The organism is Pseudanabaena sp. SR411 (genome assembly GCF_002251945.1).
GTDB lineage: Bacteria > Cyanobacteriota > Cyanobacteriia > Pseudanabaenales > Pseudanabaenaceae > Pseudanabaena.
The window spans coordinates 1-17698 of sequence record NZ_NDHW01000179.1 but is presented as its reverse complement, the minus strand read 5'-3'; the positions used below and the strand labels follow the sequence as shown (position 1 = coordinate 17698).

The following is a 17698-nucleotide window of genomic DNA, read 5'->3' as shown; positions in this document are numbered from 1 at the left end:
GTAAATGCAGAGGTATTTATGTTTCAAACTGCGACTAGGGAAATTACCTTTGAAGAGTTTCTCGATTGGTATCCCGATGGCTATGGGCGTTATGAACTTTATGATGGAGCGATCGTCGAAATGCAGCCTACAGGAACCCATGAACAAGTAGGCGGCTTTACTGCTGCAAAATTAGCAGTAGAGATTGATCTCTACTCCATGGATTGCTTCATTCCCCGTCAAGCCTTTGTGAAACCAATGGATTCCCATCGGTCGGGTTATATCCCTGATGTGATCGTCCTCAATCAAGCAGCTTTAGAATTTGAACCTATGTGGAAAAAACGTTCCACCATTACTAAAGGCGAAACCATCAGGCTGGCGATTGAGGTAGTTAGTACCAACTGGCAAGATGACTATTTAACGAAACTGCGGGACTATGAAGCTTTAAATATTCCTGAATATTGGATTATTGATTATCTAGGCTTGGGTGGGCGACGCTATATCGGGTTTCCAAAACAGCCAACCTTATCGATTTATAGTCTTGTCGATGGAGAATATGAAGTACAACAATTTCGAGGTGGCGATCGCTTGAGATCGATCGCTTTTCCACAGCTAACGTTAACCGCAGAGCAAATTTTTAATTCGGGTAAAGATTTTTGATTTTTGACGGTGCGGCGCAGCCGCGCCATCAAAAATCTCGTAGTGATTTTTTAAGGTGTAAACAAATGTCGTTTATCATTTCCGCGATCGCGTCACTCGTCTCGATATTGGTGTTTTTTAATAACAAAAAAATTGTTGATAATCGTATTGCCCAACTGGTGATTCAGGCGATCGCAGGATTAATTGCTTTAGTCACTACGATCAATGCATTGAGTCGATTGATAATTGTGATTCCTGCGGGAAATGTTGGTGTGGAAGATTTTCAGGGTAAGGTCAGCGATCGCAGCTTAACCGCAGGGCTACATGTGATTAATCCCTTTGCGGATGTGGTGCAGTTTTCTGTGCGATTACGTGATCTCAAAGAAGAAATTGGCGCAACCTCTAAGGAAGGCTTGGCTTTGGGGATTGATGTCAGCATTCAATATCGAATTGATCCTGCTAAAGCACCAAGTATTTACCTAAATATCGGCACTGAAGAAAGTGAAATTGTGATTTCACGATTTCGGTCGATTTCTCGCGAAATTGTGGCTGGATATTCTGCCGAAGATGTTTATGCCACTAAGCGCGAAGAAGTTAGTCTAAAACTTGCCGAAAAATTGCGATCGCAACTTGCGCCGATTGGTTTCATTGTCGATGAAGCTTTATTACGAAATGTAAAAGTGCCTGAAACTTTGCAAGCAGCCATTCAGCAACGCCTCAAAGCTGAGCAAGAGAATTTGCAAATGAAATTTGTCTTAGAAAAAGAGAAGCAAGAAGCCGATCGCAAACGAATCGAGGCAAAGGGTAGCGCCGATGCTCAAAAGATCTTGGCGGAAGGACTTACTCCCGCTGTGTTGCAACTAAGGCAAATTGAAGCTACTGAAAAACTAGCGCAATCTCAAAACTCTAAATTAGTAATTCTTGGCAATGGTCAAAACACACCTTTAATTTTGCCACTTGATCGTGAAGCTACTAGAGCTATTGCGCCAGCACCATAATCCCAAAGAAAAAATGGCTGCGCCATTTTTTTTCTTTTAAAACCCAAGAATTGGTGGTGCGGCGCTTCGCGCCGCACCACCAATTCTTGGGTTTTAACACCCAAAAGCAAGCCGTAAGAGATTTTTTAAAAGTGTTGCAAAGCAACACTTTTAAAAAATCTCTTACGGCTTGCTTGAGATTGCTGATGGCTGAGGTTACTCAAACTGTTAAAATTTTTGCAAGGTTTAATAAAATTCTTTACAGTTTTAGTCAGAAAACGCAGACAGGATCGCAAAACGTGAGAATTGCAGTAGATGCGATGGGTGGGGACTTTGCCCCACGCGAAATAATCGAAGGAGCAATATTAGCTCAAGCCCAATTGGGTGTAGATATCGCGCTAGTGGGAGATCGCGACATTCTCGCTAATTACCTCAAGCAACATAACTATCAAGAAAGCGATCACCTTGAGATCGTGCCGTCAGAAGGGATCATCGAAATGGATGATGAACCTCTAGAAGGATTGCGCCGCAAGCCCAACTCCTCGATCGCCGTTGCCATGAACTTAGTTAAGCGCAAGCAAGCTGACGCTGTAGTTTCGGCAGGACATTCTGGGGCAGCTATGGCAGCGGCTCTCTTGCGTTTAGGACGTTTGTCAGGTGTAGATCGACCAGCGATCGGCGCACTATTTCCTACACAGGTTGCCCATAAACCCGTACTGCTGCTCGATGTCGGAGCAAATGTGGACTGTCGTCCCAAATTTTTAGAGCAGTTTGCCATCATGGGATCGCTCTATAGCCAATATGCGATCGGCATTAAAGAGCCAAAGGTTGGTTTGCTCAATATCGGTGAAGAAGCCTGTAAGGGCAACGAACTCGCGATTCGCGTTCACCAAGCGCTCCAAGATAATCCCCAAATTACCTTCGCAGGCAATGCTGAAGGGCGTGACATTCTTAAAGGTCAGTTTGATGTGATTGTTTGTGACGGTTTTGCAGGCAATATTGTCCTCAAATTTGCTGAAGGTGTGGGTAATGCCGTCATGCAAATTCTGAAGGAAGAATTGCCTAAAGGTTGGCGGGGCAAGCTGGGCGCATTAATCTTGAAACCTAATCTCAAAAAGGTGAAAGAGCGCATTGATGCCGATGAGTATGGTGGAGCTTTATTGCTCGGTGTGGCAGGTATCTGTGTGATCAGTCATGGTAGCTCCAACGCTGTGAGTATTCGTAACGCCATCCGTGTTGCCAAGGATGCTGTCGATAATGGCGTACTAGATCGCATTCGTGGTCAAATCAAGCCCAAGGTATCTGTCCCTGCAGACGACACGCCTGATGATCCACCAACTTAGCGCCCCTTTCGCGATCGGCTAAATTTCTCTATTTTTGTGGAAATGTTTTCTTAGCGAATATTTCCATGAAAATAGAAGTTTTATACCAAAACTCAAACTGGCTACGCCATTTTAAGTTTTGAAAACCCTTACTAGATTGGGGTTTTAATTCACAAAATTGTTGTCACACTTTCGTGAATTGGTATTACTTCAGCGCAAAGCGCTGTAACACTTTTTATTCAGCCTTTATTCAGCTATTCAGACTAAATACAGCCAATGACTAATATTGAATCTTTTCTCGTCGGAGTGCGTTTTGTCGGAAGCGGTTCCGCAGTACCAGATCGCGTACTTAGCAATCACGATCTCGCGCAGATGGTCGATACCACTGACGAGTGGATTGCTTCGCGTACAGGTATCAGAGAGCGTCACATTGCGGACGGCGAGAATGATTCGGTAGCAAATCTAGCAGCACAAGCAGGGAGAAAGGCGATCGCTGCCGCAGGACTGACACCTGAAGATATTGACCTGATTATTTTGTCCACCTCAACCAGTGACGACTTGTTTGGGACAGCAGCCAGAGTTCAAAAAATCTTGGGAGCCGAACGAGCCGTTGCCTTTGATCTAGTGGCTGCATGTTCAGGATTTGTATTTGGCGTAGTCACAGCTTCGCAATATATCCGCACAGGAGTTTATAAAAATGTCTTGTTGATCGGTGCAGATGTGCTTTCGCGTTGGGTCGATTGGCAAGATCGTCGCACTTGTATTTTGTTTGGTGATGGCGCAGGAGCTGTCGTTTTGCAAGCTAGCAGTGAAAGTAAGCCCCAAGATCATCTCTTAGGTTTCGAGATGCGAAGTGATGGCAAGGGTAATGATTTACTCAATATCAATTATTTGGGGCGTAGCACCTTTGAACCCATCAGTATGAATGGTCAGGAAGTCTATCGGTTTGCAGTACGGCGCGTTCCTGAAGTGATCGAAAAATCCTTGCACTATGCTCATCTGGAAGTTCATGATCTCGATTGGCTAATTCTGCACCAAGCCAATCAGCGCATTATTGATGCTGTAGTCAACCGTTTTGGCATCGATCCCGCGAAGGCTGTCAGCAATATGGGTAAATATGGCAATACTTCCGCCGCCTCAATCCCGATCGCCCTTGATGAGTGGGTACAGGCGGGCAAAATTCAACCCGATCATTTAATTGCGATCGCAGGTTTTGGTGCAGGCTTAAGCTGGGGTTCAGCAGTCTTGCGTTGGGGATAGCCAAAAGGATTGCAAAGCAATCCTTTTGGCTATACTCTCAGGCGATTTTTGGGAATCCATTTGCTTAACCCTGTCAAGCGATCGCGCCAAGTCACGCAGTCTTGTACCTCTTCGGGCAAAAGGCTTGCCATATACCTTAGTTCTGCATCAGAGAGCGGCGATCGCCCACAGAAAAAGGGATGTCTGGGCTTACGACTACAATAACCAAAAAAGATTGCTGATCGATCAAATTTAGTAGGTGGCTTACCTCGATGATAGTATCGTGCCGTGTCCACAAAGATTACCGTTCCTGCCTTACCCGTGCAGGTTTTATACCAATTTTCCTGCATATGTTCGGGTAACATCTCCTGAATTTCATGATGAAAAGCCGTTTTGTAACGGCGTATAGATTTAGCTTTCAAGGTTCTGCATAGAAACTCATTTGCGTCAGGAGTGACACATTCAAAGGGACCACCATCTTCATTCACATCATTGATGTAAACGCCGACTTTGATCATTTGCCAATCTTCTTTGTCCCGATGCCACTTACGAGGACCAGATTCTCTGCCATCTGAAAGACTGTAGTAGTAGGACAAGCCATCATAGGCAACGGGTAACTTGAGATAGTTCTCAATAATGCGTAACAGCTTGGCATCTGCGCCCCATAAGAATAGCTCTGGATAACGCATAATCTGCTCTGCACTAATGTTGAGCGTGTGCTTGCCCCTATACAAAGGGTTTTGGGCATTGGATTGAAGTTCTTGCGAGATATTTTCAGCAGCACGAAAAAAGCGATCGCTATTAGGAATTGCTAAATCATCCAAAGTTGCCATCGCAACTCCATATTTTTCTAGCTCTTGGACAATTTTTCGCTCTTCAGATGTCGGTCTATTGAGTAAGGGTTGATATTCTTGGATAAATCTTTGATAGCGCGGATACAGTACCCTCTGCTCAATCACATCAAGATTGCTAATAAATAAGGCGATATCCGAAGGAGTGCTGACTGCTCGTTGCCATAGTTTATCTATGGATTGATAAGCCTGAGATATGATTTTTTGATACATCCGAATAAAACCTTGGCAATGATCATTTAATCCACATGTCTCAGATTTTACGGAAGACTGACAAAATCGTAAAAAGTTTCTATTTTTATGATCTTAAAATTCTATAAAGACTTTAAACTATAACTTACCAAACCGCTATTTTATTTTATTTTATTTTTAGATTTCACGCTGTGACTATCGCTATTTGCAGCACTTTGTGCTGCAAATTAAACTCCAAAAGACTAGCTGTAGCGCTTCGCTCCGCCTTTAATCTTTTGGAGTCAAGCTAGCCAAGTTAAGATTTCATGATTGACGCGCTCAGGATGATCATCATGGGCGCAATGCCCCAGTCCTTCCAAATACATTAAAGTCGCATTAGGCGCATACTTCACTAATCGCTTACCTTCAGACGGTGGAATTAAGCGATCGCAACTTCCCCATAGAATTAACAATGGAACTTGTAATTGAGAAAGAGCTTGAGTTAAGCTGGGCGAATAATTGGGTTGATTAATGCTTCGATTGAGACGGAGAAAAGCTTCAGCAGCTTGGCGATCGCGCGCAGGTTTAGCAATAATTTCTACCAATTGATCATCCACCCGACGGCGATCGCAATAGACAATTCCCTTCAGCACTAAACGAATCGCAAAGGGTTGGCGCACTAAATGGAATAGCGGTTTAACTAGAAATGCAGAAACGATCGCCTTAACCGTGCGTTCAATTGGCTGTAATGCTTTCGGAACCATATCGTTAAAAGCATCGATATCAGGCAAGCTGATGACGACTACTCCTGAGGCAATTTCGGGATGATGACTAGCCGCGATCGCCGCAACCAGAGAACCAATTGAGTTACCAATGATCACCATTGGCACATTAATAAACTTCTGCCAAAACTGAAAAACCTGCTCTACCCATAGATGAATCGAATAGCGCGTCGGTGGTTTCTCTGAGCCGCCAAAGCCTAATAAATCAATTGCATAGACCGTATGATTTTCCGCCAAAGCAGGAATATTGCTACGCCAATGATCGATCGCTGCCCCAAATCCATGAATTAGTAAAATTGGTGGCTTATTGGGATCAGAATTCCTTGATCGACAAAAGCCGTAACGCGATCGCCATCCTCGAAAATACCAGTCGCGATATTGCATTCCATTAGCCATGTTGATCACTTTAAATATTTTTGCGAACAATACTTAAATGATAAAGGCTCGCAAAGCGAGCCTTTATCATTTATTCGCCTTTTGCACGAACCAAACGACCGTCACTGGTGACATGCAATCCGCATTCTTGATTACTCATCTCCCACCACCAACGACCAGCGCGAAGATCTTCACCCGCTTGGACGGCTCTCGTACAAGGCGCACAACCAATGCTAGGGAAGTTCTGATCATGTAGGGCATTATAGGGAACCTCATTGGCATGAATGTATTCCCAAACTTGATCATTTGTCCAATCAATCAAAGGATTGATCTTCGCAATGTTGCGATCGCTATCTAGCTCAACAGTCTCCATTGTGGAACGGTTAGCGGTTTGGTCACGACGTAGCCCTGTAATCCAAGCATCTAGCCCTTTAGTCGCACGACCAAGAGGCTCTACCTTGCGAATGTAACAACATTGCTTGCGATTTTCTACGCTGTCATAAAACAGATTAATTCCCTTAGCACTAACCATCTTCTCCACGTCTTCAGCCTGTGGAAACATGATTCGCAATTGGAGTTGAGGATATTTTTGTTGGACTTTGGCAATTACTTCATAGGTTTCAGCATTCAATCGACCTGTATCAAGGGTGAACACATCGGCATCGGGCTTGATTTTGGCGATCATATCGATCAAGGCGACATCTTCGGCTCCAAAGCTCGAAGCTAGTGAGATCTTTTCATAGTTACCGAGCGCCCATGTGAGTACTTCTTGAGGGGTTTTGCCCTTGAGTTGAGCGGCGGCGCTGTCAATGTCTGTTTGTAAGGTCATTAGTTACTTGGTGAATGCGCTGACTTAAAAAATATTAGAACTTACGCAAAACGCTTTGAAAGTCTCATTTCACGGTAAAGGCAATTCATGCATTGCCTTTACATTTAGTCCTTTAGCGTAAGTCCTAACCATAATTTTACTATAGTGGTTTTCATTTTACCTAAGGCAAAATGAAAACCGCAAATCCTTGCTGTAGTTTAAATAAAAACCATTGGCTTATTCTTAAATGGCGCAAAAGCTTCCGCATCAAAGCGGTAGAGACTGGCGGGACGACCTGCACCCCTTGAGGTTTTGATACCAGTATCGCTGAGAAATCCTAGCTTGAGTAAGCGAGTACGAAAGTTAGAATAGTCAGAAAAATTTTCTCCAAGCACAGTTGTATAGAGTTGATAGAGATCGCTGAGCGTAAAGGCTTCGGGCAAGACATCAAAGGCGACAGGACTGTATTCAAGCTTGTTACGAAGGCGGCGATGTCCGTATTCGAGAATGCGATTGTGATCAAAGGCGAGTTCGGGAACCTGCTTAACGGGATACCATGCAATTCCACTGACTCCATCGGCAATTAGTTCCGCTTGAGAAAATGGAACTAAAGCAAAATAACTAACGGATAGATAACGCACTGCATAGCTATCAGGAGCTTCACGAGGATCGCGTCCAATATCGCCAAAGGTGAAGAGTTGTTCGAGATAAAGATTTTTAGCGCGAATTTTTTCGGAGAGGATGCGATAGGCCGATTCTTCGAGAGATTCACCTTGACGCACGAGAGTCCCTGGTAAGCACCAGCGATCGCGGTATGGTTCATGTTGGCGCATCACCAGTAGCACCAATAGACGATTCTGCTCGGTATCTACGGAAAAAATCACGTTGTCAACACCGACCTTAAAATCTGCTAAGGGTTTGGGGGCTATGGGGCGGGACTTTTCGGCCATGCGTAAAGCGACTCTCGTTGGATATATGCTGCGACTGTGGGTATTATGACTGAACTGTTGCCATTGTTGCGATAGTCTGACGAAGAAACGTTAGGTATTGAGGTGGATTCAGGGGCGATCGCAACTTCAGTACCCATATTCACAAGTCGCTCGATATCCGACTCTGCAATGGTCACACCTTGACGGGGAACGACTAGCAGTTTGACTTGATGTAACAAATCTGGGGCGCGATACCATGTGGGCAGTTGGGTTACAAGGTCGCCGCCGATAACAAGGGTAAAATTTGCATGGGGCAAAAGTTCTTTGGCTTTCTCGACAGTGTTAATCGTGCGCGGATCACTCAGTTCGGGATGCAAGCCAATCGTTTGAGCAGGTGGTTGGATCGCGGCGATGGTTAGCGCCATCATGGTAAGGCGATCGCTGAGGCTTGCTTGATGAGTTTTGAATGGGTTATCGGATACCCAAACTAATACGCGATCGTAATGATTATCCAACCATTGCAAGATCTGTTGATGTCCAATGCTCGGCGGATCGGCGCTAGTTCCAAAAAGAGCGATGTTCATTAATTTTCCAACTCTATTCTTCATCATCCATTTCAGTCTGATTATTAATCAGTAAGTCTAAAATACGACGATTTTCAGTTTGTAATCCCTTAAGAATACGTTGATGACGATCTAGTTGCTTTTGCTGTTTGGCTATTACTTCTAAAACTGCATTTCTTTCTTCTTGATCCATAACCATTTGCTGCAACATAGCCTCAATTGCTCTTGCATTGGAGTTGGCAATTGATTGAGTCTTTTCAAGGTCTGCTTCAATTCGATCTAGTCTTTCACTCATGGCAGATGTTTTTTATTGATTTTGAATTCTAACTGATATTACGTGGAAGGAGTTCCTGCAATGGCGTAAGTCTGTGGCTGGCACGGGGCAAGGCTCCTACAAGATTTCATTTTTTTTAGGTAGGAGCAATTCATGAATTGTCCCTAAATCTCGTCATCTTGAGTAAGTCCTAATCTATAATTTATGTAAGTTCTCTTTTAATGCGGCTGATTTCGCTTTTCAGTTCATCAGCATAACGCCATACAAAACCACCATATATCATTTCGCCGTCAGGATCAGCAAGAAAAACATGATCTCCTCCAACGCCTCTACTTGTCCAAGTCCTCAGTTGACTTCCATCTTGCAGTGAGAACTTCAGTGAAGAATGTTTGAATAGACTTGTTCGGCTAGGAGTCATATCTGATACATTGTCTAATATTTCGATAGCTTTTTCTATGGTCAACGAACAATATTTAGAAGTGGTCTCGCATTCTGTGACATCATTTAATAATCCACGAGCAGCCACGTTAAACAAGTCCCACATTTTATTGCTTTCCTTTATTATTAATTTAACCTTATCGGATATTAAAGCATTTTGAAGGTAGAATTACGTTCGATACAGTAGCTTATATGGATTCAAAAAACTCTGACTCGATATTTTTAACTGACTTAGCCCAAAAGATTCCCAGTGATTACTCCAGTATTTTGGTGCAACCTTAGCCAAAGCTTAGGCAAACTGCACAAGCTTCGGCGAGGTCAGCGTTAATACTTTCATTATCTGCACCTGTTGCATAACCTAGATTGATTGACCCAGCATGACGGCGAAACCTTTGGCGTGCTGCTTGTTTTTCAGCTTCGTTTTGTAATTTGGGTTTGATTAGTTGATTATGTTCTTTGAGGGAAGCGATCGCCCATTCGGTGATGGTTATACCTGCAAGTTCAGCGCGTTGTCTGATTTCGGCGTAGTCGGTATCGCTAAGTTTTTGACCAGACTTTTACAACGATCCATCCAAGCATTGGAACGTTCCACAATCCAACGCATAGAAATGACGACAAAACCAGATATGCCCAAAGTCTTCTTCTCCAACTTAGACATTTTCGGTGCAACCTTAAGAGCGTGTTTGAGAAGTTTTGCTTTAGCCCCCCTAGCCCCCCAATTCTGGGGGGAACCAGATTCAAGTCCCCCAGAATTGGGGGATTTAGGGGGCTAAAACATTGGCTTTAGCTAAAAACTGCATGTATATTAACTTCTCAAACACGCTCTAAACCTGATCTTGGTCATAATCTGCGGATAAATCTCTTCTAAAGCAGGGATTAGTTTGTCAGGATGATAGTCATGATCAACCATGACAGTTATCTTGGGAATGTTCACGGGTTTGGATTTAAAGTAATCAATGTTTTGAGCAAACATTTCAATCAAAGCCTTGTCATCGGACAGACTTGCCTTAGTGCAAAGCGTAAGGAATGACAAACCGAGAGAATCCACACCGAGGTTTTTCTTGATCCCATTTGTGGCTTTGTAGGAACAGATACATTTGGAATCTATGCTTGCATTACAGGTGTTTTTAGTGACTTGTGAATCGACGATGATTAAGGTTGTCCACTTAGGCTTTTTTTCGGCTTTTCCTCTCACCTGTTCGTGTAATGCGGTCATGATTTCCCTTAGTACCCCTGACTCTCGCCATTGCTTGTAATGCCAATACACTGTGAAGTATGGGGGTAAATCCTTGGGTAAGTCTGCCCAATTACATCCTTGCTTGAGTTGATAAAGTATGCCATCTAATATTTGACGTTTTGTCCATTTTGGCGGACAAGTTTTCTTTTTTCTCGGCTACAGAGGTTCGATAATCTCCCACTCTTTATCACTTAGTCTGCTGCTATATTCCATTTTTGCCCCCTTTTCTTACTCTTCCTAAGATACCAAATGCGTTCTATAAATACTCTCTAACACCAATTCACAAAAGTATGAGGGACTTTTGTGAATTAAAAACTAAGCCCAGTAATGGTAAAAAACACAAAATGGTGTAGCCATTTCGTGTTTTGGTGTAAATTACGGTAATTTGACGGGTATATAAATGATATATTCAGGTTAGAGCATTAAATTTTCTTAAATCAAGGATCTGCTTGCATGACACTCCTCACTCTTTTTCCACAATGTCAAGACTTACAAGCACAGGTTGAAGCGATCTTACAACTTTTGCAACAGGAGCCAAATTTGCGATCGCAGCAGGATGGCAGCATTGTTCAGGCTTCGCTTAGAAAAGCGATCGCACCAACCTTTGAGATTGTATTTGCGGGGGCTTTTAGCGCGGGTAAATCAATGTTGATTAATGCACTGTTAGAGAGGGAATTGCTCTACAGTGCTGAAGGACATGCTACGGGGACGGAATGCAAAATTGCCTTTGCGAAAACTGGGGAAGAACGGGTTGTATTAACTTTCTTGAGTGAAGTGGAAGTCCGTGAACAAGTACAAGCGCTGTCTCAACTAATTGGACAGGTTGCACCGATGAATATTAATCAACCTGAAGCACTCAAACAGTTACAAACTTTAGCTCTTAGTGTAATTGAGCAAGAAGGTGGTAAGAGCAAATCCAAACGTGCCAAGGATGCTGATGCACTAAACCTATTGCTCGAAGGATTTACAAATAATCGCGATCGCATTAGTTCGACAGCCAATGCGACCTACTCAATGGAACAGTTTGGTTTTGACAATCTCAAAAAAGCCGCTGACTATGCAAGGCGAGGAGCCAATAGTGCAGTTCTCAAACGAGTGGAATATTATTGCAATCATCCCCTTTTACAAGATGGCAATGTGATTATCGACACCCCTGGGATCGATGCACCTGTTAAGAAAGATGCGGCTTTAACTTTTGATAAAATTGAGCATCCTGATACTTCGGCAGTAGTATTTGTGCTCAAGACCGCAGCTACTGGGGAAATGACTTCTGAAGAAACAGAACTGAGCGAAAAAATGCAGGGTAATGCAGGAATTCGCGATCGAGTTTTCTATGTATTCAATCGCATTGATGAGACTTGGACGAACGATCAATTGCGCGATCGCCTCAATCACACGATTTCGAGCCAATTTCGCAATAGTTCAAAAATCTATAAAACTAGTGGATTGCTGGGTTTCTATGGCAGTCAACTCAAAAACACAAGTATTAGCGATCGCTTTGGTTTGGACTCATTATTTGCTGAAAGCGTTAAGTCAGTAGGCGGCGAAGAAGGCACACCACAATTTGTCAATGAATTTAACAGCTATTGTTTAGTTTCTGGCAAACTGGACATTACTAAGTTTCCAATTCCCTACAGCGTTTTGGAAACCAATGTTAAGAATGAGAAGTATGTACGCTTGCTCAGTCATTCGGGAACAGGACTAATCGAGCAACTGATTAAGGATAGCGGCATCGAAGAGTTTCGCACCGCGATTACACGCTATTTGACCACTGAGAAGCGCCCATTGCTGTTTGCCGATCTTGCTGATGATTTGCAACCGATTTGTATTGCCCTGCGCCAGTCCTATCTCGAAGCATGGCTAAAGCTGGAAAGTCAACCTCGCGATATTGAAGCGATCAAGTCCCAAGAATTGCAGAAACTCAGTCAAGACTTGAAACAAATTGGCGATCGCCTACGTGAGCATATTGCTCAAGAAGTAAATGTTTCAGTTGCTAGCGATCGCAATGAACTTTTAGAGGCAGATTATCTGAAGCTAAAAACCAAGATGGTCAGGCGTTTGGATGAACTGATTGTCAGTTTCTCAGTTGCCATGGTGCATCAACGCGCTCAAGCTAGCCATCGTCGTAACTCTGTAGTTCCTGTGATGGGAATTTTAACTGAGGGCTTCTATTTCTTGGCAAATGAGCTAGAGGACGTGTTGGTGGAATGCTCTAGAGAACTCATTGCTAATTTCTTCCAAAACATGATTGAACAGATTAAAAAAGCTGACTATTATCGCGAACTCTATCGCTTGCTCGGCAATGATGGCGAGACAGAGAGTTATCTCCAAAGTGTGATGGTCAAAGCATCTGAGGCTTTGGTCAATGAAGCTAAAACTGAATGCGATCGCTATGTGCGTGAACGTCCAACTTTCTATGCAGATGGGACTGTAGGCTTTTGGCAATTGCAACAAACCTTACAGCAAGCCTGTCGCGGTTACGACTATCAGAGTATTATCGAGTCTGAACCCGCTATCCGTCAACTGCTCAAGCTCGATTTTGAGTACAAAGTCAAAGACACGGTAATTCGCACTTTCCGTCAGACAATTAATCAAACTCTAAATACTCATTTACTCGGTGGTGCGGATAAGCAAGCAGATAAAATTTTGCAGCAATACGATCGCGCCCGTGAGTATCTCGCTCAAACTCTTGAGAAAGAAGCTCAATCCAAGGTTGATAATAATCGCCGTTTACAAGGTGAGGTAAAACAAAATATTGATGCCTATAATGCCGCAGTTTCAAATATTAATCAGTGTTTAGAAGCAATGCAATTGACTCGTAAGAAGTTGCCAATTATCAGTGAGTCTGACTTGTTGGTTACAACAGTGATCGCTGAGACAATTGATACAGAGTCTTCTGTCGTTGATGAAGTGGAAGACACAGAAGCATAATAAACGAAAATCTAAAATAATACCAATTTCCAAAAGTGTCGTCACACTTTTGGAAATTAAAAAAACAAATCCAGTAAGAGCGTGTTTGAGAAGTTTTGCTTTAGCCCACTAGCCCCCCAGAATTGGGGGGGAACCAGATTCAAGTCCCCAGAATTGGTGGATTTAGGGGGGGATAAAACATTGGTTTTAGCTAAAAACTGCGTGTATCAAACACGCTCTAAGGGTTTTAAAAACACAAAATGGCTAAGCCATTTTGTGTTTTGGTGTAAGTCTCGATTGGTGAAAAAGATTGATCAAATTAGCCAAGATAAGCAAAGGGAAACTCTTGATATTTTGGCTGAAATCTTTGCAGCCCACATTCCGCTCGTAATGGAAGCCTAAAAATATTTACAACGAGACAATGAGGGTTTCAGCGATTTCCTGAGAAATTAATGATAGTAATTCCTATTAGTGAATCATTATTTAAATTGTTAAAATAGTGATTCTTTTGGGATTAAAGCCCAAAATACTTGCTGTATAAGGATTTGCTTTCTAAATATTTTTTTCAGTAAAATAAGAGCGGAATGTGGGTTGCAGAATAATTTGTCTTTATTTCATATCGACTAAGACAGGAATTGTCGCTGGTTCAGTAATATTGCGAACTGCTTGAGGCAAAGATTGCACAGAAATACGAGTGCGTTTTGCGATCGCATCTAAATCATCCAAAGACTTCAACAACTCGCCATTGTGCATGATGCATTCTAGAAGTGGCTGCTCGTTTGGTTGAGGAAGTTCAGAAATATGGGTGAGGCGATCACCCTTCACAATTCCATTCTCAAAACTACGCCAGATTTGTTTACGACCTGCGAGCGATTGCTTGCCGCTTGATTTTTTGGAAACAGGAATATTATCAATTTCGACTAATTTATAAACTCCATTTACGGGCGCACCTGTGACTAGTTTTGTGCCAATGCCATAGCCATCAATGGGAGCGTCTAATGATTTGAGTCGAAGAATTTCGGCTTCGTCAATATCGCCACTAGCGAAGATAGCAGCATCGGGAAGTAGTGATTTTACTTCTTTAGAAACTGCGGCAATATCACCAGAATCAATGCGAACTCCTTTTACTTGCATCTCGCCAGATTTGACTTTCTCGGCAAGATTACGGGCAGCAGCGATCGTGTCGAAGGTGTCGATTAATAGAGGACTATTAGGGAAAACCTGATGGAAAGCACTAAAGGCTTGTGCTTCACTTCCTTCTGTCGCATTAAGCGCCATGACCAATGCATGAGCCATTGTGCCGCTTGGTTGTCTGCCAAGTTTGAGAGCCGCCAAAACATTAGAAGTAGCATCCATTCCTGCCGCTAAAGCTGCCCTTGCCGCCCAGAGTGAAGCTTGAGGACTGAAAGCACGTCTTGTACCAAATTCTAAAAGCGTAATGCGATCGCCTGCAACATCGCGCATTCTGGCGGCTCTGGTGGCAATCAAGGTTTGGTAGTTAATCGTGTTTAAGAGATAAGTCTCAACCAGTTGCGCTTGCCAGAGAGGAGCTTCGATTCTTAAAAAAGGCTCATTGGCAAACATCGCCGTTCCCTCGGTTACCGCCCACAGATCGCCTTCAAAACGGAAGTTTTGTAATAATTCCCAAAAGCGGCGATCAGCATTGGCAAATATTCCTGTTGCTTGCAAAGCAGAAATTTGCTCGGAGGTGAAATGAAGATTTTGCAAGTATTCCACGGCTTGGGTGATACCCATTGCAATTAGGTAACCAAATCCTTCGGGAAGGCGACGCACGAATAACTCAAAACTAGCCCGCTTGCGATCGCAACCTTCGCGTACATAACAAGCACCCATTGTCAGTTGATAAAGATCGTTGAGCAGTCCATATTCATCTGTCGCAATATTTAGCGTATTGGATTTCAGGCTCACAGCAGGATTGACAGTTATCGCGCTCATGACTTTAGTGGGGGTAGAGGCTGGTATATTTCTATTATAGTGTTTTTTACCAAAATTGCAAGTATATTTTTTGTTTGATAGGATCTAAATCATGCTTGTAGAAATTACTTTTATCCATATAATCAAGATTTTTGAGTATATAGCAACGCAAGAGATAGCTAGACCCAAAAGATGATTAGCGGCGCGAAGTGCCGCTAATCATCTTTTGGGTTTTATGTTCTAAGCAAAACTTACATTGCTATAGACAAGCTACTTATGAGTAAAAGCAGTTATTTGAAATCCGTAATAATTATAGTGGTTTTAAATTTAAATATTGGTTGTTATTTTCTGCGAGAATATTTTATGAATAGCGACAATAACTTTATGTAAGACCATGAACATCGCATTTATTGGCACTGGTAATGTCGGCGCACCCCTAGCCGATCGCTTACAAAAACTCGGTCATCAAGTCTTCATCGCCGCCCGCGATCCTCAATCTAAGTCAGTTCTAGAAGCCACTAGTCGCAATTCCGCTTTAATAGTCAAATCGCCTTTGGAAGCTGTCCAAGAAGCAGAAATTGTGTTTTTAGCGACTCCTTTTAATTCGATCGAGACTGCGCTTGCTCCTGTGAAATCATTGCTGGATGGCAAAATTTTAGTGGATTGTACTAATCCCGTTGGCGCAAATTTATCGCATGGTCTGCAAAGTCAAACCTCTGGAAGTGAAATCGTTCAAGAATTCGTGCCTAATGCTCATGTGGTCAAGGCTTTCACGATCTACGGTTTTGAGAACTTTGAAGATAGTACCTATGCAGGCTATGGGGATCTCAAACCAGCGATGCTGATTGCTGGTAATGATCAATCCGCTAAAGAGACGGTAAGTTCTCTCTGTTTGCAATTGGGATGGGAACCAGTGGATACAGGTAAATTATCCATGAGCTTGCATCTAGAACATATGACTTTGCTATGGATTCAGATGGCAAGAGTTCAAGGTAAAGGCTCAGGTTTTGTTTGGGCAATGTTACAGCGTTAGCGCGATCGTGATTTCAGTCAACTGTTGGATATCGTTGCTATGTAAACGAATCCGCAAGACGAGGCGATAAACAATCAAATTTGTCGCTAATTTTTTTTGATTATGCGATGATACGTAGATATCGCCACTTGTTTTAGGACAAAATCAAGAATTGATGGATGGCGCGAAGTGCCATCCATCAATTCTTGATTTTTATGTAGTAGTACATTTAGCGACAGATCAATACTCAGATACAACCTGTGTCTGAGTAGGTAAATTTAAGGGGGTTAATGATATGAAGCATACTTACGATTACGAAAAAAAGCCTTCCCAATCCAAGGCTTCGGTCAAACCCAAAGTTTCATTTTTACAAACTAGGGACTTTGCGCCACTTCAAACGAATTTGGATAAAAAAGATACTCTAGTTAGACCATCTGGATACTCTGAGAACTTTCTAGAAAAAATAATCAATCAGCGTGACACTGAATCGTCTGGTACGTTAATCCAAGAAAAACCAATGAACCGCTTGAAGGCGATCGCCTCTCAACGTATGGCGATCCAAGCTAAGTTGAATATCGGTGAACCGAATGACAAGTATGAACAGGAAGCTGATCGTACAGCGGCTCAGGTGGTGCAACAAATTAATGCATCTCCACAGGATAACTCTGCTCAAAGGCGATCGCTCCCAAAAGCAGAAGACCAACTGCAAGCCAAATTCTTGGTGCAAAGACGGGAAAATTTAGACGATGGAGAAGCATCAACAGATTTAGAATCATCAATTCAAAGTGCGCGGGGTCGCGGTCAGTCTCTAGAGCCAAATCTACAAGCAAAGATGGGGCTGGCGATGGGGGCGGATTTTAGCGGAGTAAAGGTACATACAGATTCACAATCTGATCAATTAAGCAAATCAATTCAGGCTAAAGCTTTTACGACTGGACAAGATGTGTTTTTTCGGCAGGGGCAATATAACCCGACCAGTCGTGGTGGGCAAGAATTGATAGCTCATGAGTTGACTCATGTCGTGCAGCAAAAGGGAACACAAGCCCTACTCCCTTCCCGCTGTAAGGCATGGTAAAATATGAAATAAAAAGACAGTAAAAAAATGAACCAAAACGAAGCGCTTCTGAACAAGCCGTTAGATCTCAAAGATTGGCAGAAGCAGTTCAATCGACATCAACAAGAGTACCTAAGGCATCGATTGGAAGCAATCAAATTACTTTATGAAGGATATAGTCGGAAGCAAGTCAGTCTAAAACT

Annotated in this window: 16 protein-coding genes and 2 pseudogenes; 8 read left to right on the top strand and 10 right to left on the bottom strand. The window is 42.9% G+C overall.

Annotated elements, in window-relative coordinates:
- Positions 1–18: 18 nt before the first annotated feature.
- The 4 genes from B9G53_RS18635 to B9G53_RS18620 all read left to right on the top strand — a co-directional run bounded on the left by B9G53_RS18635 (position 19) and on the right by B9G53_RS18620 (position 4177).
- Positions 19–639 (top strand): Uma2 family endonuclease, encoded by a 621-nt coding sequence (locus B9G53_RS18635; protein WP_094534971.1) that lies wholly within the window; start codon positions 19–21, stop codon positions 637–639.
- A 65-nt stretch (positions 640–704) separates the two neighbouring features.
- A complete protein-coding gene (locus B9G53_RS18630) occupies positions 705–1616 on the top strand; it encodes a prohibitin family protein (RefSeq protein WP_094534989.1) in 912 nt (303 codons plus the stop codon).
- A 278-nt stretch (positions 1617–1894) separates the two neighbouring features.
- A complete protein-coding gene (gene plsX, locus B9G53_RS18625) occupies positions 1895–2938 on the top strand; it encodes a phosphate acyltransferase PlsX (RefSeq protein WP_094534988.1) in 1044 nt (347 codons plus the stop codon).
- Positions 2939–3193: 255 nt separating this feature from the next.
- On the top strand, positions 3194–4177 hold the full coding sequence (locus tag B9G53_RS18620) for a beta-ketoacyl-ACP synthase III (RefSeq protein ID WP_094534970.1): 984 nt from the start codon (positions 3194–3196) through the stop codon (positions 4175–4177).
- Between the two features lie 29 nt (positions 4178–4206).
- Here B9G53_RS18620 and B9G53_RS18615 read toward each other — a convergent pair whose 3' ends face one another.
- The 7 genes from B9G53_RS18615 to B9G53_RS18585 all read right to left on the bottom strand — a co-directional run bounded on the left by B9G53_RS18615 (position 4207) and on the right by B9G53_RS18585 (position 9435).
- Positions 4207–5220, bottom strand: a complete 1014-nt coding sequence (locus B9G53_RS18615; protein ID WP_094534969.1) for a hypothetical protein — start codon at positions 5218–5220, stop codon at positions 4207–4209.
- A gap of 260 nt (positions 5221–5480) precedes the next feature.
- On the bottom strand, positions 5481–6356 hold the full coding sequence (locus B9G53_RS18610; RefSeq protein ID WP_254923719.1) for an alpha/beta fold hydrolase: 876 nt from the start codon (positions 6354–6356) through the stop codon (positions 5481–5483).
- Positions 6357–6426: 70 nt separating this feature from the next.
- Positions 6427–7164, bottom strand: a complete 738-nt coding sequence (locus B9G53_RS18605) for a phosphoadenylyl-sulfate reductase (protein WP_094534968.1) — start codon at positions 7162–7164, stop codon at positions 6427–6429.
- Positions 7165–7361: 197 nt separating this feature from the next.
- Positions 7362–8093, bottom strand: a complete 732-nt coding sequence (locus B9G53_RS18600; RefSeq protein ID WP_094534967.1) for an NUDIX domain-containing protein — start codon at positions 8091–8093, stop codon at positions 7362–7364.
- Positions 8069–8656 (bottom strand): nicotinate-nucleotide adenylyltransferase, encoded by a 588-nt coding sequence (locus tag B9G53_RS18595; protein ID WP_176453272.1) that lies wholly within the window; start codon positions 8654–8656, stop codon positions 8069–8071. Before B9G53_RS18595 ends, B9G53_RS18600 begins: the two co-directional genes overlap by 25 nt.
- A gap of 13 nt (positions 8657–8669) precedes the next feature.
- Positions 8670–8930: a hypothetical protein gene (locus B9G53_RS18590; RefSeq protein ID WP_094534965.1), complete on the bottom strand. Its 261-nt coding sequence runs from the start codon at positions 8928–8930 to the stop codon at positions 8670–8672.
- A 181-nt stretch (positions 8931–9111) separates the two neighbouring features.
- Positions 9112–9435 carry a hypothetical protein gene (locus B9G53_RS18585; RefSeq protein ID WP_141211821.1) on the bottom strand — a complete coding sequence of 108 codons (324 nt, stop codon included), beginning with the start codon at positions 9433–9435 and terminating at the stop codon, positions 9112–9114.
- Between the two features lie 361 nt (positions 9436–9796).
- Between B9G53_RS18585 and B9G53_RS28625 the strand changes: the two genes are divergently transcribed.
- A complete protein-coding gene (locus B9G53_RS28625) occupies positions 9797–10120 on the top strand; it encodes a hypothetical protein (RefSeq protein ID WP_094534963.1) in 324 nt (107 codons plus the stop codon).
- A gap of 53 nt (positions 10121–10173) precedes the next feature.
- On the opposite strand, the pseudogene B9G53_RS27540 reads toward B9G53_RS28625, so the two are convergent.
- A pseudogene (locus B9G53_RS27540) lies at positions 10174–10563 on the bottom strand (IS5/IS1182 family transposase); the annotation flags it as partial.
- A 9-nt stretch (positions 10564–10572) separates the two neighbouring features.
- Positions 10573–10716: pseudogene (locus tag B9G53_RS29140) on the bottom strand (transposase); the annotation flags it as partial.
- Between the two features lie 321 nt (positions 10717–11037).
- On the opposite strand from B9G53_RS29140, the gene B9G53_RS18565 reads away from it, so the two are divergent.
- Positions 11038–13515, top strand: a complete 2478-nt coding sequence (locus tag B9G53_RS18565) for a dynamin family protein (protein ID WP_094534962.1) — start codon at positions 11038–11040, stop codon at positions 13513–13515.
- 588 nt (positions 13516–14103) lie between these two features.
- On the opposite strand, the gene B9G53_RS18555 is transcribed toward B9G53_RS18565, so the two are convergent.
- Complete coding sequence (locus B9G53_RS18555) at positions 14104–15450, bottom strand: nicotinate phosphoribosyltransferase (RefSeq protein WP_094534960.1); 1347 nt, start codon at positions 15448–15450, stop codon at positions 14104–14106.
- Positions 15451–15823: 373 nt separating this feature from the next.
- Here B9G53_RS18555 and B9G53_RS18550 point away from each other — a divergent pair, with 373 nt between their 5' ends.
- Entirely contained in the window at positions 15824–16462 is a 639-nt protein-coding gene (locus B9G53_RS18550; protein ID WP_094534959.1) for an NADPH-dependent F420 reductase, read from the top strand.
- A gap of 274 nt (positions 16463–16736) precedes the next feature.
- Positions 16737–17516, top strand: coding sequence for a DUF4157 domain-containing protein (locus B9G53_RS18545; RefSeq protein WP_254923718.1), 780 nt, complete (start codon positions 16737–16739; stop codon positions 17514–17516).
- The last annotated feature ends 182 nt before the right edge of the window (positions 17517–17698 follow it).